17 protein-coding genes are annotated in these 20,999 nt (G+C 60.1%); 5 read left to right on the forward strand and 12 right to left on the reverse strand.

Features of this window, described 5'->3' with window-relative positions; genetic code table 11:
- Window positions 1-3: 3 nt before the first annotated feature.
- On the reverse strand, window positions 4-1,548 hold the full coding sequence (locus TX72_RS06120) for a methionine--tRNA ligase (protein WP_011128087.1): 1,545 nt from the start codon (window positions 1,546-1,548) through the stop codon (window positions 4-6).
- A 74-nt stretch (window positions 1,549-1,622) separates the two neighbouring features.
- Here TX72_RS06120 and TX72_RS06125 point away from each other — a divergent pair, with 74 nt between their 5' ends.
- Window positions 1,623-3,383 (forward strand): FAD-dependent oxidoreductase, encoded by a 1,761-nt coding sequence (locus tag TX72_RS06125; protein WP_042503480.1) that lies wholly within the window; start codon window positions 1,623-1,625, stop codon window positions 3,381-3,383.
- Here the strand turns inward: TX72_RS06125 and TX72_RS06130 are convergent.
- Genes TX72_RS06130 through rpmG form a run of 3 tightly spaced genes read right to left on the reverse strand, consistent with a single transcriptional unit; the run spans window position 3,377 to window position 5,876 of the window.
- The gene (locus tag TX72_RS06130; protein ID WP_042503483.1) at window positions 3,377-5,410 is read right to left on the reverse strand and encodes a ribonuclease catalytic domain-containing protein; all 2,034 of its coding nucleotides are present in this window, start codon (window positions 5,408-5,410) and stop codon (window positions 3,377-3,379) included. The two genes, TX72_RS06125 and TX72_RS06130, sit on opposite strands and share 7 nt — an antisense overlap.
- Window positions 5,411-5,421: 11 nt before the next feature.
- Entirely contained in the window at window positions 5,422-5,643 is a 222-nt protein-coding gene (gene rpsR, locus TX72_RS06135; protein WP_006041316.1) for a 30S ribosomal protein S18, read from the reverse strand.
- Window positions 5,644-5,681: 38 nt separating this feature from the next.
- On the reverse strand, window positions 5,682-5,876 hold the full coding sequence (gene rpmG / locus TX72_RS06140) for a 50S ribosomal protein L33 (RefSeq protein WP_011128090.1): 195 nt from the start codon (window positions 5,874-5,876) through the stop codon (window positions 5,682-5,684).
- A 114-nt stretch (window positions 5,877-5,990) separates the two neighbouring features.
- Between rpmG and pheT the strand changes: the two genes are divergently transcribed.
- Entirely contained in the window at window positions 5,991-8,435 is a 2,445-nt protein-coding gene (gene pheT / locus TX72_RS06145; RefSeq protein ID WP_011128091.1) for a phenylalanine--tRNA ligase subunit beta, read from the forward strand.
- Here pheT and rlmD read toward each other — a convergent pair.
- Window positions 8,425-9,822, reverse strand: a complete 1,398-nt coding sequence (gene rlmD / locus TX72_RS06150) for a 23S rRNA (uracil(1939)-C(5))-methyltransferase RlmD (protein ID WP_011128092.1) — start codon at window positions 9,820-9,822, stop codon at window positions 8,425-8,427. The genes pheT and rlmD overlap by 11 nt on opposite strands.
- Window positions 9,823-9,903: 81 nt before the next feature.
- Between rlmD and apcD the strand changes: the two genes are divergently transcribed.
- On the forward strand, window positions 9,904-10,398 hold the full coding sequence (apcD, locus tag TX72_RS06155; RefSeq protein WP_011128093.1) for an allophycocyanin subunit alpha-B: 495 nt from the start codon (window positions 9,904-9,906) through the stop codon (window positions 10,396-10,398).
- Window positions 10,399-10,985: 587 nt separating this feature from the next.
- On the opposite strand, the gene TX72_RS06160 is transcribed toward apcD, so the two are convergent.
- The 4 genes from TX72_RS06160 to TX72_RS06180 form a co-directional block, all read right to left on the reverse strand.
- Window positions 10,986-11,969 carry a molecular chaperone DnaJ gene (locus TX72_RS06160; RefSeq protein WP_011128094.1) on the reverse strand — a complete coding sequence of 328 codons (984 nt, stop codon included), beginning with the start codon at window positions 11,967-11,969 and terminating at the stop codon, window positions 10,986-10,988.
- A gap of 24 nt (window positions 11,970-11,993) precedes the next feature.
- A complete protein-coding gene (locus TX72_RS06165) occupies window positions 11,994-13,586 on the reverse strand; it encodes a DUF3370 family protein (protein WP_011128095.1) in 1,593 nt (530 codons plus the stop codon).
- A 314-nt stretch (window positions 13,587-13,900) separates the two neighbouring features.
- Window positions 13,901-14,530: a sigma-70 family RNA polymerase sigma factor gene (locus tag TX72_RS06175; RefSeq protein WP_042504295.1), complete on the reverse strand. Its 630-nt coding sequence runs from the start codon at window positions 14,528-14,530 to the stop codon at window positions 13,901-13,903.
- A gap of 80 nt (window positions 14,531-14,610) precedes the next feature.
- Window positions 14,611-15,480 (reverse strand): ATP adenylyltransferase family protein, encoded by an 870-nt coding sequence (locus tag TX72_RS06180; RefSeq protein ID WP_225867675.1) that lies wholly within the window; start codon window positions 15,478-15,480, stop codon window positions 14,611-14,613.
- 72 nt (window positions 15,481-15,552) lie between these two features.
- On the opposite strand from TX72_RS06180, the gene TX72_RS06185 reads away from it, so the two are divergent.
- Window positions 15,553-16,281 carry an SDR family NAD(P)-dependent oxidoreductase gene (locus TX72_RS06185; RefSeq protein WP_011128098.1) on the forward strand — a complete coding sequence of 243 codons (729 nt, stop codon included), beginning with the start codon at window positions 15,553-15,555 and terminating at the stop codon, window positions 16,279-16,281.
- Here the strand turns inward: TX72_RS06185 and TX72_RS06190 are convergent.
- Window positions 16,263-16,655 (reverse strand): DUF2237 family protein, encoded by a 393-nt coding sequence (locus TX72_RS06190; RefSeq protein WP_011128099.1) that lies wholly within the window; start codon window positions 16,653-16,655, stop codon window positions 16,263-16,265. The two genes, TX72_RS06185 and TX72_RS06190, sit on opposite strands and share 19 nt — an antisense overlap.
- 111 nt (window positions 16,656-16,766) lie before the next feature.
- Between TX72_RS06190 and TX72_RS06195 the strand changes: the two genes are divergently transcribed.
- Window positions 16,767-16,997 carry a DUF8667 family protein gene (locus TX72_RS06195; protein WP_011128100.1) on the forward strand — a complete coding sequence of 77 codons (231 nt, stop codon included), beginning with the start codon at window positions 16,767-16,769 and terminating at the stop codon, window positions 16,995-16,997.
- Between the two features lie 34 nt (window positions 16,998-17,031).
- Here the strand turns inward: TX72_RS06195 and TX72_RS06200 are convergent, their stop codons facing one another.
- Window positions 17,032-17,304: a small RNA NsiR4-regulated ssr1528 family protein gene (locus TX72_RS06200; protein ID WP_011128101.1), complete on the reverse strand. Its 273-nt coding sequence runs from the start codon at window positions 17,302-17,304 to the stop codon at window positions 17,032-17,034.
- Between the two features lie 25 nt (window positions 17,305-17,329).
- Complete coding sequence (gene metH / locus TX72_RS06205) at window positions 17,330-20,959, reverse strand: methionine synthase (protein WP_011128102.1); 3,630 nt, start codon at window positions 20,957-20,959, stop codon at window positions 17,330-17,332.
- Between the last annotated feature and the right edge of the window lie 40 nt (window positions 20,960-20,999).

Here is a 20,999-nt window from a genome sequence, read left to right on the forward strand (position 1 = left end):
CACTCAGAGGGACTCCTCGAGTTCGAGGCGCTGCATCACCGGAGATGGTTTGGGAAGAGACGCCCCACTCACCAGGCCACCCCAGCTCAGCTTTTCGGTCCAGCCATCGGGATTGATGCTGGTACCGAGCTGCTCCAGAATTCGTGTGCTCAACTCGGGCAGCAATGGGCTGAGAAGCAGTCCCACAATCCGGGTGGCTTCCAGAACGGCATAGAGGTCATCGCCGACCTCGGCTTCCTTACCCGGTTGCTTCATCCTGCTCCATGGCGCTGTGTCGTTGAGATGACCATTGGCTGCGATCGCCAGTTGGAGAACAGCCTCCGCCGCCGGCTTGAAGCCAAGGGATGGCATGGATGTCAGGACCGTTGTGACGGCAGTGTTGGCCGCAACGGCAAGGGGATGGTGAGGTCCCACGGCATCGGTGTGGGGTGGAACGGCATCAGCGAACCACTTCCTGGCCATGGATGAGGTGCGGTTGAGCAGGTTGCCGATGGTGTTAGCGAGGTCGTTGTTCACCAGATCAACGAAGCGCTGCTGTTGAAAATCGCCGTCGTCCCCGAATTGGATGTCGCGCAGCAGATACCAACGAACGGCATCTGATCCGCAGCGCTCCAGCAGTCGTTCCGGGTCGAGCACATTGCCCAGCGACTTGCCCATCTTCAGGCCTTCTCGGGTGAGAAAGCCGTGGCCGAACACGGTCTTCGGCAGAGGCAGTCCTGCAGACATCAGCATCGCCGGCCAGAACACGGCATGGAAACGCAGGATGTCCTTGCCGATCACATGCACGGATGCCGGCCAGCCGCACTGCTCCAGACGCTCCAGCGCAACCGGCCCCCCGTCATCCAGCAGCGCTGTGAGATAGCCCAGCAAGGCATCGAACCACACGTAGAAGGTGTGGCCTTCATGGCCTGGCACGGGCAGGCCCCAGCTCACATTCACCCGCGAGATTGAGAAGTCCCTCAGCCCCTGGGCGACGAAATTCCTCACCTCCTGGCGTCGGTTCGCCGGTTGGATGAAGTCGTCCCTAGCCACCAGCTCTTCGATCTGCGACTGGTAGTGGGAGAGGCGGAAGAACAGGTTTTCCTCATCCCGCCACTCCAGCGGCTTCTGGTGGATCGGGCAGCTGGGATCGACGGCCTCGGCTGAATCGTCTTTGTATTCCTCGCACCCGACGCAGTACCAACCGGTCTGCCGGCCGCTGATGACGTCCCCTGATCCTTTAACGCGAGCGAAGAACTGATCGACCAGCTGCAGATGACGGGGATCGGTGGTGCGAACGAAGCGGTCCTGACTGATCCCCCAGCGAGACCAGAGGTCGCGGTAGCTGCCACTGATTGCATCGCAGTGCTGTTGCGGGCTCAGCTGCCGGGCTTCAGCCGTTCGCTGGATCTTCTGTCCGTGCTCGTCAACTCCGGTGATGAACACCACAGCCTTGCCGTTCAACCGCTGGAAGCGCGCCAGGGCATCACAGGCCAGGGTTGTGTAGGTGCTGCCCAGGTGCGGCCGATCGTTGACGTAATAAAGCGGAGTCGTGAGGGTGTAGGGCATCGTTGGGTCCGGACCTCCGCCGCACAACGCGACGCCGGATCCTAACGACCGCACTTTTCTGTTTTGTTGCCCGTATGACCTGGGACGTGATCGTCTGGGGAGGTGGCACCGGTGGTGTGGCCGCTGCCGTTCAGGCAGCGCGCTCAGGAGCGCGGACGTTGCTGCTGACCCCAGGGCCGTGGTTGGGGGGAATGCTCAGTGCCGCCGGGGTGAGTGCCCCTGATGGCCATGAACTGAGCTGCTGGCAGACGGGGCTCTGGGGGCAGTTCATCCGAACCCTGGCAACCAGCGTCCCCGAAGGCCTTGATCAGAACTGGGTCAGCTGCTTCGGATTCCGGCCAGAACAGGCTGAGCGTTTGTTGCAGAGCTGGGTTCGAGCGGAGCCCTTGCTCGAGTGGTGGTCCGGTTGTCGCATGGGTGGGATTGATCGCCGGGGAGATCGCATTCAGACCCTGGAGGTGGAATGCAATCGCCAACGCCATCGACTGGACAGCTGCATCTGGATCGACGGCAGTGATCTGGGCGAGCTGATCGCCCTGGCGGAAGCACCGTTCCGTTGGGGGTGGGAGTCCCGTGAAACCTGGAATGAACCCAGTGCTCCATCGGCTGATGCCCTGGCGAAAGACCCTTTTTTCAGCCGGCAGCCCGTGCAGTCCCCCACCTGGGTGGTGATGGGCCAGCTCACGGCAGCCGCTCCCCATTCCCCGGCGACGGTTGCTCCAGCGGCTCCCTTTGCCGATGCGCTGGAAGCGTTTGGGCTGGAGCGAACGCTCACCTACGGCCGCCTGCCAGGTGGGCTTGTGATGTTGAACTGGCCTCTGGGCGGTAACGACTGGCATCACGGGCTGGGGCGTTCCATCGCGCCGCTGGCATCGGACCGTGATGACTTGGATCAGGAGATGCAGGAGCACAGCCTGCAGTTTCTGGAGCAACTCTCCCGCTGCGGTAACGGTTGGTTGACCTGTGGTGAGGCCTTCCCCTCATCCAGACCACAGCTCGCCTTGATGCCCTACTGGCGGGAAGGGCGTCGCATGATCGGCCAGTCAATGGTGTCCGAGCTGGATCTCCTGCCGGTGACGAACCAGGCGAGGCGCAGCCGCCTGCCCGCCACAAGCATCGCCGTGGGTACCTACGCCAATGATCACCATTACCCCGGCGACGACTGGCCGCTTGCTCCGAAGAGCTGTCGTTGGGGTGGACGCTGGACCGGCACCCCCTTCTGTATACCGTTCGAGGCTCTGGTGAGCAGCGAGATCTCCAATCTGCTCGCCGCCGAGAAGTGCTTCAGCGTCAGCCACATCGCCAATGGGGCGACCCGGCTGCAACCACTGATTCTCAACATCGGCCAGGCCGCTGGACTGGCTGCGGCCCTGGCCGTGCGATCCAATCTTGAGCCGCGTGAGCTGCCTGTGAATTCTCTGCAACATCAGCTGATTGATGACCCACACGCACCTGCTGCCGTGATGCCCATCTGGGACTGGCCCTGCTGGCATCCGCACTGGCGCGAAGCCCAGCATCGGGTCGTGCGCAATCCCGACACCTTGCGGCAGGACGGATCACTGGCGTCTGCACAGGCTTCCGATTTATCGCTCCCGGCTGCTGTTGCTGCTCCTTCTGAGCGCCATGGTCAGCAGATCCAGGGACGGTTTTGCCGCGATGCGGATGGCTTGCGCTACTGGCTGGAGTCAGGCTCGATCCGTCGCCAGCTGATCACCCTGGAGCCAGCCGTGGAACGGGTTCTCTCCGGTGCAGCGGATGGAACGCAGATGGATCTGGTCGCTGTCCACAACCCCTGGGGCCCCTGGTGGCGGGTCAGCCAATTGCTCACTCATTGAAAGCGCAGCTTGAGCTCGGCTCTGTCCGGATCGACATGAAGCACCGTCATCGTCAGCAGCTGGCCTGGCGCTGGATCCTCCCCGTCGGCATAACCCACCAGATCCATCGCCAGATCCGGCACGTGAACCAGCGCCAGGCGATCCTGAGGGCGTAGCCAACGCAGGAACTGCACTGACCACTGTTGGTCGCGATGCTGTTCCAGCCACACCTGTTGCCAGTGGCGCTGGTCCTCACGACTGATCTGGATCGACTGCCGCAGGGGATCCTCCAACGAATCCAGCTGCTCCCGCAGCAGGGGCTCCGACATCACGGACCTCTGCTCGATCCAGGCGATCAACTGGCGATGGGCCAACAGGTCGGCGTAACGACGGATGGGTGAGGTGGCCTGCACGTAGGCCTCCAATCCGAGACTGAAGTGGGGCATCGGTGATGTGCCCTGCAGACCTCGACTGAGACAGCGTTTCACCGCTGCATCACGGGCAGGGCCCTCCGGTATCTCCGCCAACTCCTGCGCACTGGGGAGCTCCGCTGGTGGCTGACTGCGATAGGGCAGGGCCATCCCTTCCCTGCGACCGATCTCCGCCACAGCGGCACCCATCAGCAACATCGCCTCACTGACCATCACTCGAGCTGGAGAGGGATCGATCACCTGAAGCTCAGGACCGGCTGCGCCGCGGCGGAACCGTCCTTCCTGGCGCTCGAAGTTGATGGCTCCCCGACGCTGACGCCAGTTGAAGCGACGTTTGAGCAGGGCGGACAGCTGGGCGAGGTCCTCATCCCCGGGGGGGACCAGTTCGATCAGTTCATCGCCATCCTCGTAGGTGAGCCGATAACGGGGTTGCACCCAGGAGCGCTGACAGCTGCTGGCCACGACCGCACCCTCGTCATCCAGGAGCACACCGACACTGAGAGCAGGGCAACGCTGCCCTGCACGGAGACTGAAGATCTCTGTGGCGAGCTTCAGCGGCAGCATCGGCAGCACGCCATTCGCCAGATACAGGCTGGTGGCCCGTCGACGGGCCTCACGGTCCAGGGGGCTGTCCGGTTCAATCAGGCGTGCCGGATCAGCGATGTGGATCCAGATCCACGGTCCACCATCGCCAGGTTCCAGTGCCAGGCCGTCGTCGATTTCCTTGGTGCTGGAGTCATCCAGGGTGTAAACCCGTTGTGCCGTCAGATCCACGCGGGTGTCATCACCGGAACAGCTGTCAGCTGCCCTGGCCAGCAACTCGTCAATGATTTCGGCGTTCGCCTCTGGTAGTTGGCTCGACCACGCACTGCCGCGCAACGCGCTGGGTTGGTGAGGATCCAACAGCTCACGTGCCACAAGCCAGGTCTTCAGAGCCTTGCGATCGGGGGGCAGCCCCAGCAGCTGGAGTAAGCCCAGTCCAGGCATTTCGCCCAGGTCCGCTTCCGGCCCGTGGACCAGCTCCAGCAGCTGATCAAGGCGGTCGGACCAGGTCGGATCCAGCAGCTCTCGTCGTTGCTCGGTCAGTGGAGCTGACTCCTGCAACAGGGCCAACTGGCGAAGGTCATGCTCCCGTTGCAAATGCTCCCGTCGCTGTTTGAGCCGCTGTTGGCGAATCTCATTCAAGGGGCGCGCCTGCAGGGTCCGATCCCGTCGCAGTCGAAACCAGATCTGAGGACCATTCAGCCAGCTCCAGACGGCCGCCAGCGCAATGAGATCAGGCCGTCCCACCAGCAGATCGGTCAGATCGCTCAGGGAGATGCAAGGGAGGGTGTCATCCGTGACATCACTCACCAGCAGCCACCAGGCCTCTGCACTGACCCTTGGTGACAGAACAATGGACTGCACCTGGTCCGGTGTGGGCAGCACAGAACGGCGAACCGAGTCGCTCAGCTCTCCGCAGGGAACAAGCTCCCGCAGTGGAATCTCCTGATCCCGTCGTTGTCCACCAAATGCCAAGACCGCCTTGCTGCCCTTGCAGGACAACAGGCGGCCGATGAGGGGCTGACCCTTGAGCAGAACGCCGACGATGGCGTCGGTCTGGAAATCACTTGCCAAGGCTGAAGCGATCAGCCCTCGGGATTCACGAAGGGCAGCAGGGCAACGATGCGTGCACGCTTCACCGCATTGGTGAGATCACGCTGCTGTTTGGCAGTGAGACCCGTCAGTCGGCGGGGAAGGATCTTGCCGCGTTCAGTGATGAACTTCTTGAGCAGATCCACATCCTTGTAATCGATGGGATCGCCAGGCTTGATCGGAGAAAGGCGCTTCTTGAAGAAGGAGCTGGACATGGGTCAGGAACGGTTGGAAGAGAATCGAAACTGCAAGATCACTTGATCTCCTTGTGGGGAGTCATCTTGTTGCAGTGGGGACAGAACTTCTTGATCTCCAGCCGTTCGGTGGTGTTCCGGCGGTTCTTCTCGGTCGTGTAGCGGGACACGCCGGGTGAACGCTTGGCGGGATTGGACCGGCATTCGGTGCACTCGAGAGTGATCACGATCCGGACGCCCTTGTTCTTGGCCATAAAGGACGTTGCGCCGCAGTGCGAAGCGATTGACAAACAAAAAGCTTACCTGTCGACGAATCTTGGAAGAACGATCTGCACTTCCTAAGATCACGCGCCGTCCACGCTGGCTTCATGCGGGTCTCCCTCTCTTGGCTCAAGCAACTGGTTCAGGTGACGGACTCGGTCGAAGCGTTGGCCCATCGTCTGTCGATGGCGGGATTCGAGGAGGAAGAGATTGAGGATCTCAGCGCCCGGGCCAAGGGCGTCGTCGTGGGTTTCGTCAAAGATCGGGAGAAACATCCCAACGCCGACAAGCTCAGCGTCTGTCAGGTGGATATCGGTTCCGAGGAATCGATTCAGATCGTCTGCGGCGCCAAGAATGTCCGGGCGGGTCTGCATGTGCCGGTCGCCATGGTGGGCGCGGAGTTGCCGGCTGTGAATCTCACGATCAAATCGGGGGAACTCCGGGGGGTGAGCAGCAACGGGATGATCTGCTCCCTGTCTGAACTGGGGCTGGCGACGGAGTCCGATGGCATCGCTGAACTCGATGCACTGACCGACGAGCTTCCGGCCCTTGGTGCGCCGGTTGCTCCGATGCTCGGCCTTGATGACACGGTTCTCGAGCTGGCGATCACCGCCAACCGTCCGGATGGTCTGTCGATGGTCGGGATCGCCCGGGAGGTGGCCGCCCTGACGGGTTCTGCACTCACGCTTCCGGTTCTGACCCTTAAGCCTGCCCATGAACTCCTGCAGGCATCTGCCGCCAGTGCTGAGGCCATGCAGGCCGGTGGCCTTTACGGCATCACGCTGATCGAAGGCGTTGACGGCTCCCAGGTTTCTCCGACTTGGGTGCAACAGCGTCTGGAACGGGCCGGGATCAATCGTGTGAATGCCGTTGTGGACATCACCAACGTGGTGATGTTGGAGCAGGGACAACCCCTGCATGCCTTTGATGCCGATGCCCTCGAACAACTCACCGGCAAGCCGGTGAATGCAGCCAGTTTCGGCTTGCGACAGGCCCGCGAGGGTGAAGCTTTCATCGGCCTGGATGGCAGGGAGTTGAGCCTCGTTGCCCGTGCCCAGGTGGTGACCTGTCACGACCTGCCGATCGCTCTGGCCGGTGTCATGGGGAGCAAGGCCAGTGGTGTGACAGCCGCAACGGGGCGGATTTGGCTGGAGTCCGCCATGTTCAGCCCTGCTGCTGTCCGCACGACGGCCCGCTCCGTTGGACTGCGTACGGATGCCAGTGCTCGATTTGAGAAGGGTTTGCCGAAGGAGATGACCCTGGCCTGTTCAATCCGTGCTCTGGAGCTGCTGAAAGAGCTGTTTCCCTGTGAAGCCAAGGGCCTCTGGGTCTGTGGTGACAGCGCTGCTGACGCCAGTTCCGTGTTGTTGCGCCGTAACGCCCTGCATCAGTTGCTGGGACCCATCGAGGATGAGGAGGGCAGTTCCGACCTGGCTGATGCTGTAGTCGAGCAATGTCTGACGGCCCTCGGTTCTGAACTCAGCCCTAGCGATGAGGGATGGAATGTCATTGCTCCCCCTTCGCGACGGCTCGACCTGGCCCGCGAGATCGATCTGATTGAAGAGGTCGCACGCCTCGTGGGATTTGATCGCTTCGGCGCCCATCTGCCGGATCCCTTGGCCCCAGGAGCGCTGACGCCGGCACAGCAGGCGGAACGCCGTCTCCGAACGCTCTTCTGCGGTGCCGGTCTGCAGGAGATCACAACACTGTCGTTGGTGAGTGCCAGCGATAGCGATCCACGCATCGCTATCAGCAATCCTCTGCTGGCCGAAACCAGTCATCTGCGGACAAACCTCTGGGAAGAGCACCTTGCGGTTTGTGTCCGCAACCTGAAGGCCTCCCAGCCCGGATGCTGGATTTTTGAACTGGGCACCACCTACGCCGGAAGCGCTGATGCGGTGGAGGAGTCGAGGCTTCTTTCCGGAGTGATCTGCGGTGAGCAACGCCTGGAGCGTTGGACCACCAGCGGCAAACCGGCACCTCCCGATTACTACGCCGCTCGTGGACGACTGACGGAGGTGATGCAGGCCTTGAAGCTCGATGTGTCCGACCGACGTCTCACTGACGACTCCCGTCTCCATCCCGGTCGGGCGGCCACCCTTGTGCTGGAGGGACGTCCCCTCGGCTGCTTCGGCCAATTGCACCCGGAATTGGCGGCATCTCAAAACCTCCCGGAGGCCACCTTTCTGTTCGAACTGGATCTGACCCGTTTGGTGGAGTCGGCCACCCGTCGGAACCGCTGGGTTCCAGCCTTCAAGGCCTTCCCAACCGTTCCGGCTAGTGAACGTGATCTGGCGGTGGTGGTGGATCGTTCGCAGGCCGCTTCAGACCTGATGCAGTCGATCCGGAAGGCGGGTAAGCCATTACTCGAAGCCGTTACGTTGATCGACCGGTTCGAGGGTGACCAACTCGGCGAGAACAAGGCCAGCCAGGCCTTCCGCCTTCGTTACCGGCACCAGTCGGAGACCCTGACCGATGACCAGGTGCAACCGGTCCATGACAAGGTCCGCAATGCCCTCGTGAAACAGCACGGTGCCGAGCTCAGGAGCTGACTCGGCGCAGAAACGCCAGATTCTCCAGATGGGTGGTCTGGGGAAAGAAATCAACCGGCTGGAGCTGCTCCAACCGGTAAGGGCCCTCCGGTTGGAGCAACCGTTTCAGATCCCTGGCCTGGGTTGCCATGTCGCAACTGAGGTAGGCCAACAGGCCTGGTGGATCACTCAGGATTGCCTCAATCACGCTGCTCTCAAGACCTCGCCGTGGTGGATCGACCACCAGTGCTGAACATGTCGCCAGCGTTTCCTTAAGCAAATTGGCCACATCACCGGCCTGGAACTCGGTCCGCGCCCCCAGACCGTTGGCATCGGCATTGCTGCGAGCTTGATCGATGGAGTCGGGGTTGATCTCAAGGCCCACGACGTGATGACCCTGTGCAGCCAGAGGCAAGCTGATGGTGCCGATGCCGCAGTAGGCGTCGACGATTGGGCCTGCGAGCTCCGCCTGACTCAGCCAGCTCACGATGCACGCCACGATGCGTTCCGCCTGGGGCGTGTTGATCTGAAAAAAGGTGGTGGTGCTGAGCTGAAGCTGCAGTCCACAGAACAGTTCTCGAATCGTGGGGGCACCCGCCAGAACAGTGGTTGTTGCTCCCAGGATCTGGTTGGTCCGGCGGGGCTGAAGATTCAGGGTGACTCCCTTGACCGGGTCCCAGCGCTCGATCCATTGCTGGGCCAGCCGTTGCAAGGCAGGCAGCTGCTGACTGCTCACCACAGTGATCAAGACCTCGCCGGTGTGGTGTCCGATCCGTAGACCAAGGTGGCGAAGTCCCTGGGAATGGCTGAGATCGTGATCGGCGCTGAGGCCACTGGTATCCAGATCCTGCTTGAGCGGTTCGACCAGAGCATCCAGGCGTGGATCCAGCACTGGACAGCGGGAGAGATTGACGATGCGATGGCTGCCGCGACGGAAGTAGCCCATGCGTAGGCGGTCGTCCTCTCCACGACGCAGGGGAATCAACCCGCGGTTGCGATAGCCGAGGCCACGCTGATCCGTGAGGGCAGGAGCTTGGGGATGGTCGATGCCCCCGAGCCGCAGCATCGTCTGGTGGAGCTGATTCTGCTTCCAATTCCGCTGGGCTGACTCCTCAAGGTGCTGCAGAGTGCAGCCACCGCAATCCTGAGCAAGAATGCAAGGAGGCCGTCGGCGGGTCGGCGAGCTGTCCAGTCGTTCACTGATGCGACTCAGCCATCGCGACTTCTGCCGCTGTTGAAGCTGCACCTTCGCCCGTTCGCCCGGTAATAGACCCGGCACCACCACCACCCACCCCTGCCAACGGGCCAGACCGTGGCCATCCCGATCCAGATCGATGGCCTGCAATTCCAGGCGAAGACCTGGCCTTGGCCCACTCGAATCAGCCTCGGTGCCGTTGGTCTCAGGCATTGCAATGGCGTAACACCAGGGTGGTCACAAGACGGTTGACCCACTTGAGACCACTAAACTCCACGAAGCCTGTTCAGTTCCATGAGTGTTGTCCGGGATCTCATCCTTCAGGCCGATGAGGATCTGCGGTACCCGACCAGTGGTGAACTGCAAAGCATGGTCGCCTTCCTTGAGCAGGGCGCTATGCGAGTGTCCGTCGTCAAGGTGCTGACGGACAACGAGAAGAAGATCGTTGATGAATCCGCCAAGCAGCTGTTCGGCCGCAAGCCCGAGTACGTCGCCCCAGGAGGCAATGCTTACGGCCAGAAACAACGCGCTCAGTGCCTGCGTGATTACAGCTGGTACCTGCGTTTGGTCACCTACGGCGTTCTGGCTGGCAGCACCGAAATGATCCAGGACATCGGCCTTGTCGGCGCTCGCGAGATGTACAACAGCCTGGGTGTTCCGATGCCCGGAATGGTGGAAGCGATGAAAACGATGAAGGATGCCTCCCTGGCCCTGCTGTCTGACGCTCAGGTGATGTTGGCGGCTCCATATTTCGACTACCTGATTCAGGGGATGCAGACATCCACCTGATTTGTTTGCCGGTCTCAATCAAGACTCGCCCCTGGTCGCGCGATGCGTCCAGGGGTTTTTTAGTGAGATTTAAAAGCGCTCAATCGGCTCGTTCGAGTCTTTAGGTGAGACTCTGTGCGCGTCTCATATGCGACTACCGCGCGACATAATTTGCGCGCACCAGAATCGTTTCCTTGCTGAGTTGCGTCACTGTGTCTATAGCAGATACGCAGCCACAAAAATGCCGGCTTTAACTGGGCTCTTCCCCTTGTCCTGATGACATGGACGGGACCAGGACATCAGGAGCTCGTCAGCTTTCTCGCTGTTAAGAATGAAACCCTGCGTCAAATCAATCTCTGTGAAGATATAGATACTCGAACATTAGAAATCGTCAAAAAATCATTGTTGATGCCTACTCAGTCTTTGCAGATAAGACTTAATTTGAGTCAGAAAATGAGTCCATCTTGAGACATGAGAGTTCTGCAAGGTTCGGTTGACTGGGGTCTTTGCGGCTTGCTGATCCAGCGAAGGCGGCATTGGGTCGCATAAATCTCATACTCGACGCAATATGCGTCTCATGCTGTGTGTCAGTTGAGACCAGCAATTACTTATTGCCGGTACAGCTCGCGCAGGAGTCGATAGGCCTCATTCAGCCGGCGCATGCTGTCGGTGGATCCGCCGGAATCCGGGTGGGCGTCTCGGGCCAGGTTCTTGTAGGCCTCGCGGATCGACGTAATCGTGACGGAGGCCCCGACTTGTGTGGATAAACCGAGCAACTTCAATGCTCCGTGCACGGTCATCGTGGATTCGAGCGTTTCGAACGACGTGACCTGACGGCTGCGGCGGAAACGATTCACAAAGCGCCTGACAAGCGTTGGCATCCGTTCGGAGAGGCCAGCCGTTGCAAAAGGGTCTTCCAGGGCGCCGGCCACCACCATGACCCGTCCGAGGGAAGGAGGTTCGGCCTTCCAGTCAGCACAGAGTTCTTCCATCGCTGCATTGGCAGCTGTCCAGGTGAAGGAACGGCCCTCACTCGCATCCAGATTGCTCCAGAGATCCCTGGCCAACCAGAGCATCGCTGCTTCCACAACGGTCTGTCCGGGTGCCTGTCCATAAAGGGAAGACCAATGATCGTCGGCAGCCTGAGCAGCGGCCTGTAGATCCTCGTGCGCAACAGACGAGAGCAACGGTGCGTCGTTGGACGATGGAGATCGTTTCGGGGTCTGAAGAGTGTCTCTGAGCTGACTGGTGCGACGGCTGACAAAGCCAGGGAGATCGATGCCACCCGCTGTGGTGGAAACAGGAGCAGGTGCTGCCTGCTGTTGATGGCGCTCCGTCGGGGATTCAATCAACACGAGGCTGGTGACTTCAGTGCTGGCGTCGGCGTCAAGGGCAGCCGTTGTGACTGATCGGTGGTCAGGGGATTTGGACTCGTCATCCTCCACATCCCCCAGGATTCCTTCGAGGAGAATTTCGAGAACCTGGCCCCTCGACCGAACGCCGTACTCCCGCTTGAGCTGGTCGATCAAAGAGACCTGGCGACTCGGAAGCTTGAGCGAGATGGTTTTCGACGTGGATTCCTCGTCGGTCAAGCGATCAGCCTTGCTGCCGGAAGGTTATCGACCCTGAAGCTGGCGAAGCCACTGCTGCTGGCTACGTATGGCGTCGGTGTAGCGAGGTGCTGGAACCGGAACGATGGCTGGTAGCGGTGGGGGTGGACTCGGTTGCTTCTGTTTTGCTGTCGCTGGAGTTTTGGCAGGTTCCACAGCTGGTGTTGCGATCTTGTCCGGAGTGTTCGCCGGCGTGACCACGGGCTCGATTGCCGCGGGTGGTGCTTGCTTGGGAACCACGTTGCGTTGTTTCTTGTAGGCGGCCAATTGGTCCAGCGCTTCCTTCTGCTGCTTCTGCCGTTGATGCAGCATCGCCAGCTGTTGAACAGGGACAACACTCAGCAGATGACCTGGCGTTGCATCGGCGGGATAAACCAGGCTGATTTTGACCGGGTTGGTTCGCCCTGGTGTCAAGCGAAGGTCCGTCAAGGCCAGGCTTTCGCCAGCCCGCAGCCCCACGTGGATCTCCTCGACCTCATCGCCTTGTTGAATTCTGATCGAGCCTCGAAACGCTGTAAAAGGTTTTTTCCCCGAGACAACCGGATGGCTCATCACCAGTTGATGGGCTCCTTGGCCTTTCAGGTTCAAGGTGACGTCGTAACGGACTCCGTAGGTTCCGACGTTGTTCAAGGCTGAATCGACCATCCGGCTGGTCAATGGATTCACCTGAACATCACGGGTTCCGAAATTGTGGCGGGACGTACTGGTCAGAGGGACGTGAAGGGGCCCCTGATTGAGATTGTGATCCTTGCTGGCGGTGTAGCGGTCGCCGATGGCAACACCGGCGACGCGTGAAAACACCTCACCTGTTTGGATCTCCCGCAGGCGATCGAGATAGATGCGACCGGGGGCGAGACGGCCTCGGCGAAGAACAGCTGTCAGCGCCTGATCACTTCGACTTTCTTCGGCTGCGACCACAGCGAGCTGGAAAGGACCATCGCTGCGACCTTGGAGCAGGCCATTCGCGATGCCTCGTGCCGGTAGGTCTGTACTGACCACAACACGGCTGGAGCGAGCAGGAATCGTGATGGATGACTTCAGTTTGCGATCCAGCTCTTCGCGCAGCATCTGGACGGCCGTTGCGTCACCCGGGCCAGTGTTCCAAGGCCGCTTGCCGAGGGGTTTGACTCCCATCAGGTTGTTTGGAAGGTACGGGGCCTCAAAACTGTTTTTGACCGAACCCGTGGAGAACGTCAGCGTGACCGGTCGATCTCCTGGATTGATCGCAATCAGGCCAAGGGTCAGAAGGCCGCGCTTCTTGGCCCCCCCCAGTTTTTTGCTGTCGAATGGGTAGTACTTGTGGTGCATATGCACCCCAAAATTGCCGTTGAAGGTGTAGTCGGCATTTTTCAGAGGGCGCCTGGTTTCGGCCGCAATGGCTGATCCGGGAGCTGTGTTCACCAGAATTCCTGGCCCTGTCACGATCTCTGGCTGATTGGAATGCAGGACGGGAACGCTGTTGAAGGAGCCATTGAGGGGCTTGGCTCGCTGACCTGCCATGAGAGCGACGTAAGCCGACGCCGGCTGAGCAACAACAAGGCAGCTTGTCGCAGTTGCGACGCAGGCCAGGACTTGAAGTGGGTCGCGTCCGAGCCTCATGAGACGGCCTTCAGTCGGGTCTCGGCTGAAGTTCTGCTGGTCAAAGGTGACTCACGGTAAGTCGTGGATCCGTGCAAGCCAAGCCATCAGTGACTCACGGGACCAGGGCGGATCCGCCAGAATTGGATTAGAAGATTTCGTTCGATGCTCCCCCCGTTTTGCTGCAATGGAAGCTCCGATCTCCAGCAGCGGAGACGGCAGCATCAGGAGCGAAAGATGGCCATGCTCATCTTCTGGCGTGATGGGTTGGAGCGTCAGCTGGCTGCATTAAATGCAACCATCGGCACGCTCCACGACCAGATGCAACGGGATGCTTAGTGAGCTGTTTGAAGTGAGCCCAGCCTGAGCTTCAGCTGTTTGAGGCCTTTCTTCACCCGTCGTTGAACGGTCATGGCAGATACTCCGAGGCTTGTGCCGACGTTGCGCAGGCTTCGGCCATCAATGACCACCGCCTTGACGGCGTGCTTTTCAGCATCTCCGAGCTGGGAAAAGGCCAATTGAATGGCGTCACGTCGTTCCGCATTCACCATCATCGTAATTCCGCTGTTCGATTGGGCCTGCTGTTCCTCTGGACAGGGCAGCCAGCGATTTTTGCTCCGATACAGAGCCTGCACCCACTCCTCGCGGCTGTTCTTTGGCTGATGGATTTGACTGAGTCGTTGTGCTTCCTCCTCGATCCGTCTTGGCAGGCGGACGAGGGCGACACTGTCGCGTAGGTAATGAAGGATCGCTCCACGGGCGTGGACTCTGGCAAATGCCTCGAAAGGAACGTTCGTTTCGCTTCTATATGCCTTGGTCGCCTTGATCAGACCAAGGACCGCCACCTGATAGAGGTCGTCATGGTCGAGACCTGTTCGTTGAGAAAAGCTCCTGGCAAGCCGTTCGGCGAGGTAAAGGTGGCGCTCAACTTGTTGGTTGCGCCGTTGAACTGTGGTGTTGGACATGAACAAATGAATGTCGGGACATTGCATCCCGTCTGTTGTTAAGGCCATGCACATCCCAAATGGCCATTGCATCCGTGACATCACGGATCTGTGGCCACCACCTTCATCAGTAATGCCTCAGGGCTATGGGCTGCCAACCAGGTCCGATTGGACCGCTCGGTGCTCAGCAGATACCCCGCAAAACCAAGGGCGTTGACGCTGTAACCGTGAACCTCGTCACAGGAGCGTTTGACCAAGGTCATCCATCGTGTGCTGATCAAGAGGTTGTAGGGGTGAAGGGGTTTCTCATCCCGCTGGGGTGAGCCCAGGCCGCTTTGCTGACAAAGGTCGAGGTAGATCTCCAGAAGTGCTGACCCGGACCACGTCACTGGCAATGGCTTGATCTTGATGCTGCGTTCAAGGCTGTCCATGGGCCTTGAACAGGTCGCATTCAGAAGATGCTGCTGAAACCACTCTTCACGCGGACACAGCCGAACGCCCTTGGTCCGTGGCAAGAGCTGCAGATGTCGATGCGGTTGGCTGGCTCCCGCTTGGGGGCCGCTGTTGAAAAACCAAAGCCCACCGGTGTCCCGGTTCACCTGGCAGACCGCAGTCCAGTCAAGCAATGACAGCCACCCGACCTGGGGTTGCCAGCTCTGGCTGATCAACAGCATGTGGCCCAGTTGCACCGGATATTTGTTGAGGATGAGCACGTGCTCGTTACCGACGCGCGTCAGCTCGAGGCGCTGATCCCAGGGGCGGAAGGGGTTCGGTTTCGGACCGGCTTCCCTGAGGTGCCGGGGAGGGGCACCCACCAGGTGCCGAATCTCGAAGCCGCCGTCACCCGAACCGGCCCAGGTTTCGATATCGGTGCTCAATGGCCGAAGGGCGCCATTCTCGAGAGCCTCCTGGCTGTGTTGCAGTGCCAGTTTGTGCAGTCCCTCGGCGACCATCGCGACGGAATTGGTCATGGAGATCGCGGTGATCGTAGGCGGGAGCTTCGTTCTGTTCGCTAGACGTCATGGAGTGGAACTGTTCGATCGATGACGACCCTTGGCGGCAATGCTTGGACGGGTCTGGCCCTGGTTGTTGGCACTGGCGGAATTGGTTCAGCAATCACGGCGCGCTTGAAGCAGCAGTGCCCGGGCCTCAGGGTGATCACTGCTGGACGGCAAGGACCGCCCGTCCAAGAACTGTCTCTCGACCTTGAACGTGATGCTGATCTTGAAGCATTAACGGACTGTTTGCGCGCGGAGGCTGGTGACTTGCGGTTGGTGGTGAATGCCACGGGCCGATTGCATGGTCCGGGCCTTGTTCCTGAAAAGCGACTTCGACAGGTGGAGCGCAGCGCCCTGATGGAGCAGTTCACGATCAACGCCATTGCTCCGGTGTTGCTCGCTCGAGCGGTGGAACCGCTATTGGGACGAGATCGCCCCTTCCATTTCGCCAGCCTCAGTGCCCGCGTTGGCAGCATTGGCGATAACCGCAGTGGCGGTTGGTACAGCTACCGAGCAGCCAAGGCCGCCCAGAACCAGTTGCTTAAATCCCTCTCCATTGAATGGCGTCGTCGCTTGCCGCTCGCGACAGTGACGCTTCTGCATCCAGGTACGACGGACACAGCCCTGTCCAAACCATTCCAAACCTTCGTTCCACCTGAGAAGTTATTTACACCCCAACGGGCGGCACAGCAGCTTGTGGATGTGCTTCTCGCCCAGGGTCCGGAGGATTCAGGAGCGTTTCTGGCCTGGGACGGTCAACCGATCGATTGGTAAGCGTGCTCCTTCAGCTGATCAAGACTCACCACGGACAGTGCGGTGTTTTCGGTCGCTTCGAGGGACACCAGGGGAGCCATGCCGTCGTCGTAGGCCTGCTTCCAACGCGGAGCACAAACGCACCAATGATCACCTGGCTTCAGTCCAGGGAACTGAAAGGCAGGGACGGGTGTTGACAGGTCGTTTCCCTGTGCCTTGCTGTATCGGAGAAAGGCTTCGGTCATGACGCAGCAGATGCTGTGCTGGCCGAGGTCGCTGGGATCGGTCTGGCAGGTCCCGTTTCGATACCAACCGGTCATCGGTGAGCAACCGCACACCTGCAGAGGCTTCCCGAGAACGTTGAGAGGGGCAGAAGGTGCTGTTGAGCTGGCCATCCGGACAGGAATCACAGGAGGAGTCTGCCGAAGGAGTGGCACATTTTGACGTCAGACAGTTGACGAACCCCTGGGGGAACGCGGTAAAGGTCATTCAGTCATGTCCACTCGATGGATTGGGAGTTCACGGAAGACGCTGCGTTCCTGGCGCTCTGCGATGCCTTTCGCGAGAGCGGTGAGAGCTCAGCGATTGAGTTCCTGGCCAACGGTGAAGGGGCCTTTCACTTCCAGGACCTGGCCCAGAACGCCGCCGGTGAAGGAATCGACCTCAGTGAGTCGAATGCTCTGGAGGAGTTCCAGCAGGAGGTGATCGACACCATGGAGAAGCTCTGTCAGGGGTGACCCCAACAGAGCCTGGGGCCGTTCAACTCCCGGATCAGCCGAAGTAGAAGGCAATCTCCTTGTCCTTCAGACCGTCCCAACCGGCATCGAGCAGTCGTTGGTTCAGGCTTTCCCGGTCGAAGTGCTTCGCTCCGGTCTTCACCACCCGGTTGCGCATGGACTTGATCACGCCGCTGCGGGCGCGCTGGCTTTCCAGGTCCATGACTTCGTTGTAGAGGGCCAGCATGGGTGCTGGGATCGGGGAACCATCAAGATCAACACCCGCCTTGATGGCGGCATCCACGCCATCGGGTCCGGCAATCGCCATGGTCTGCTGAAAAGGGCGACTCAGGTTATGCGCTGAAGTAGCGGGCCTTGCTGTGCAGCGCTACCAGTGCCGTCGTGCTCTGCTCGGGGGACAGCTGGTCGCTGGCATCCATCGACAGACCAATTCGGTCTGCTCCGAGCCAGGAGAGTTGCTGGCGTGAATCGGCCACGTTCGGGCAAGCGGGGTACCCAAAGGAGTAGCGACTGCCTCGGTAGCGCTGCGCCAAGACATCCCGCAGTGGCATGCCGTCCGGATCAGCAAAGCCAAGTTCGCGGCGGATGCGGGCGTGGACCCATTCCGCCATCGCTTCGGCCATCTGAACCGCCAGTCCGTGGAAGTACAGGTAATCGCTGTATTGATCGCCCTTGAACAGCTCCTGGGCTACCTCACTGGCCTTGTCTCCCATGGTCACCGCCTGCATCGGCAGGACATCGCCCGGACGACCGTCGGCTGTCATGTCCTGAAAGAAGTCAGCAATGCAGTAACGGTTGCCGGAGCGCTGGCGTGGAAGGTCGAAACGGCCAAGCTCAGTCTCTCCACTGGCATCAAAGACCCTCAGGGCATTCCCATCGCGACCGACCGGGAAATATCCATAGGCCGCCCTTGGGGTGAGCAGCGATTCCTGAAGGCATCGATCCACCCACTGCTGCAGAACCGGTTCAGCCTTCTCTTTCAACATCGCGTCATACTCATCACGCGATTGCTGCTGGACTTTGCGCAATTGCCACTGTCCGGCAAACAGGGCGTTGCGATCAAGAAAGCCGAACACCTCTTCAATGTCGACGTCTGCTTCAGTTATGACAACTGATCCCAAGAATGGGGCTGTGGGTGTTGGCTCCGCCGGCACGGCTTCGGATCGAACGGTCGTAACCGGGAGCTGAGGGGATGGTGCATCCTGCTGTGACTTCTCCTCAGCGGTGGAGCGTTCAACGGTCGACGATTCAGTCTCCTCATCGAGGCCTACACCGCTCGGGACATCGGTTATGAAGCCTTCAAGGTTGTTCCAGTTGTCATTGCCCTTGGCATCCATCAGGGCATCCATGAACCGAAGATCAGCGAAGGCATCACGTCCGTAGATGACCTTCCCGTTGTAAACCTCGCGGCAATCCTTCTGAACAAATCGAGGTGTCAGGGCGGCACCGCCAAGGATGACGGGAACATCAATGCCAGCGTCGTTAAACGCCTTGAGGTTGTCCTTCATGAATGCCGTGGACTTCACCAGCAGACCACTCATGGCAATGCAATCAGCCTGGTGTTCGTGCTGGGCTTCCACAATCGCTTCACAGCTTTGTTTGATTCCGAGATTGACCACCTCGTAGCCGTTGTTGGTGAGGATGATGTCCACTAGGTTCTTGCCGATGTCATGGACATCGCCCTTCACGGTGGCGATCAAGAACTTGCCCTTGCTCGTGCTTTCGCCTTCTGCTGTTTCCATATGAGGTTCCAAATAAGCCACAGCAGATTTCATCGTCTCGGCGCTTTGCAGTACGAAGGGGAGCTGCATCTGGCCGCTGCCGAACAATTCACCCACCACCTTCATGCCATCCAGTAGGAAGGTGTTGATGATCTGCAGAGGTGGATAGGCCTGCAGCGCCTCGTCGAGGGAGGGCTCTAGGCCGATGCGCTCTCCATCAATGATGTGCTGCTTGAGCCGTTCTTCAATCGGCAGATCGGCCAGCGAGGGGCCTGAAGCCCGGGCTTCCTTGGCGCTGACGCCCTCGAACAGCTTGGTGAGTTCGGTGAGCGGGTCGTAAACGCAGATTCCATCGTCGAAGCGACGGTTGTCGTTGATCAGATCACGGCACACCGTCTGGTGCTCTTCAGTGATCTTGATCAGCGGCAGAATTTTGGCAGGGCTGACGATGGCTGCATCCATGCCGGCTTCACAGCAGTCATGCAGGAAGACGGAGTTGAGCGTGATCCGTGCTGCTGGCGAGAGACCAAAACTGACGTTGCTGACCCCCAGCACCACGTGAACCCCGGGGAGGTTTTCACGGATCATGCGAATGGAGTCGACAGTGGCCTTGCCATTGAGCCGGTCTTCCTCGATGCCGGTGGAAATCGGCAGCGCCAGTGGGTCGTAAAAGATTTCATGGGCCGGGATGCCGAACTCCAGGGCATCGCGATAGGCCCGCTGGGCGATGGCAAACTTTTTCTCAGCCGTGCGAGCCATGCCGTCTTCATCGATGGTTCCAACCACCACGCCAGCGCCGTAGCGACGCGCCAGCTCAAGCACCTTGAAGAAGCGTTCGTCCCCGTCCTCATAGTTGGTCGAGTTGAGGATGCACTTACCCCCAGCAACCTTGAGGCCAGCTTCCATTTTCTGCCACTCGGTGGAGTCGAGCATCAGTGGCAGGTTCACGTTGGTGACCAGACGGCTCACCAGCTGATGCATATCCTGCTCGCCATCGCGACCGACGTAGTCGACGTTGACGTCCAAAACGTGAGCGTTCTCCTTGACCTGACCCCGGGCCACGGACACCAGTCCGTCCCAGTCCTCTTCCGCCAGCAGTTCGCGCACCTTGCGGCTGCCACTGGCGTTGAGCCGTTCCCCGATGATCAGGAAGGAGTTGTCCTGTTGGTATGGGGTAACCCCGTAGATCGATGCCGCAGCCGGTTCGTAGTTGAGGGCCGGACGGACGTTCGCATCGGAGGCAGCATCGTGGCGTGAGCTGCGTAGGGCCGGTTTGAGTTCCGCCGCGAGCTCCGCCAGTGATCCGATGTGACTCGGGGTGGTGCCACAGCAACCACCGATCACCTGCACGCCCAGATCTTCAACGAAGTGCATCAGCTGCATCTTCAGTTCCACTGGAGTGAGCCGGTAGTGGGCCACGCCACCCACGTTTTCGGGCAGACCGGCGTTGGGAATGCAGCTCACCGTGAACGGGGAGTGCTCTGAGAGGTAGCGGATGTGCTCCTTCATCTGCTCCGGACCGGTGGCGCAGTTGAGCCCGAGAATGTCGATCGGAAACGGCTCAAGAATCGACACCACGGCAGCGATGTCCGTGCCGACGAGCATCGTTCCGGTGGTTTCCATGGTCACTGACACCATCAGCGCCCGCCGCTCACCGGAGGCTTCAAACGCTTCTTCAATGCCCTGCAGCGCGGCCTTGATCTGCAGCACGTCCTGGCAGGTCTCAACGATGAACAGGTCAACATCGCCGGCAATCAATCCTTCGGCCTGTTCCCGGAAGGAATCGCGCATCGTGTCGAAGTCGATGTGCCCCAGGGTCGGCAGCTTGGTGGTGGGTCCCATGGACCCAGCCACGAAGCGGGGCTTATCAGGGGTGCTGAATTCGTCGGCCATCTCCCGGGCCAGTTCCGCCGCCCGTTTGTTGAGTTCAAAAGCCTTGTCCTCAAGGCCGTATTCCGCGAGAACGATCGAGGCCGCTCCAAAGGTGTCTGTCTCGATCACATCGCAGCCCACTTCGAGGAACTGACGATGCACCGCTTTCACCGCCTCGGGTTTGGTGACGGCCAGATTTTCGTTACACCCCTCCAACTCAGGGCCACCGAAATCCTCGGCGGTCAGGTCGAGGCCCTGGAGGCTGGTGCCCGTGGCCCCGTCAAACACCAACACGGGCCGCTCCGGGCCGTTGAGGTGATCCAGGAAACGGGAGTTGGTGAGTTGCCGGGATGCCTGCGCCACCACCATGTCTTCCAGTCTTTGTTGGGCCTGATCTTAGGAAAAGCTC

This window comes from Parasynechococcus marenigrum WH 8102 (genome assembly GCF_000195975.1).
GTDB lineage: Bacteria > Cyanobacteriota > Cyanobacteriia > PCC-6307 > Cyanobiaceae > Parasynechococcus > Parasynechococcus marisnigri.

Bases quoted from the DNA above. Each gene is read 5' to 3' on its own strand.
- TX72_RS06180 (WP_225867675.1), bottom strand. From the start codon at position 15,480: ATGACCAATTCCGTCGCGATGGTCGCCGAGGGACTGCACAAACTGGCA.
- TX72_RS06185 (WP_011128098.1), top strand. From the start codon at position 15,553: ATGACGACCCTTGGCGGCAATGCTTGGACGGGTCTGGCCCTGGTTGTT.
- metH (WP_011128102.1), bottom strand. From the start codon at position 20,959: ATGGTGGTGGCGCAGGCATCCCGGCAACTCACCAACTCCCGTTTCCTG.
- TX72_RS06190 (WP_011128099.1), bottom strand. From the start codon at position 16,655: ATGGCCAGCTCAACAGCACCTTCTGCCCCTCTCAACGTTCTCGGGAAG.
- TX72_RS06125 (WP_042503480.1), top strand. From the start codon at position 1,623: ATGACCTGGGACGTGATCGTCTGGGGAGGTGGCACCGGTGGTGTGGCC.
- rpmG (WP_011128090.1), bottom strand. From the start codon at position 5,876: ATGGCCAAGAACAAGGGCGTCCGGATCGTGATCACTCTCGAGTGCACC.
- TX72_RS06165 (WP_011128095.1), bottom strand. From the start codon at position 13,586: ATGAGGCTCGGACGCGACCCACTTCAAGTCCTGGCCTGCGTCGCAACT.
- TX72_RS06120 (WP_011128087.1), bottom strand. From the start codon at position 1,548: ATGCCCTACACCCTCACGACTCCGCTTTATTACGTCAACGATCGGCCG.
- rpsR (WP_006041316.1), bottom strand. From the start codon at position 5,643: ATGTCCAGCTCCTTCTTCAAGAAGCGCCTTTCTCCGATCAAGCCTGGC.
- TX72_RS06175 (WP_042504295.1), bottom strand. From the start codon at position 14,530: ATGTCCAACACCACAGTTCAACGGCGCAACCAACAAGTTGAGCGCCAC.
- rlmD (WP_011128092.1), bottom strand. From the start codon at position 9,822: ATGCCTGAGACCAACGGCACCGAGGCTGATTCGAGTGGGCCAAGGCCA.
- TX72_RS06195 (WP_011128100.1), top strand. From the start codon at position 16,767: ATGGATTGGGAGTTCACGGAAGACGCTGCGTTCCTGGCGCTCTGCGAT.
- TX72_RS06200 (WP_011128101.1), bottom strand. From the start codon at position 17,304: ATGGCGATTGCCGGACCCGATGGCGTGGATGCCGCCATCAAGGCGGGT.
- pheT (WP_011128091.1), top strand. From the start codon at position 5,991: ATGCGGGTCTCCCTCTCTTGGCTCAAGCAACTGGTTCAGGTGACGGAC.
- apcD (WP_011128093.1), top strand. From the start codon at position 9,904: ATGAGTGTTGTCCGGGATCTCATCCTTCAGGCCGATGAGGATCTGCGG.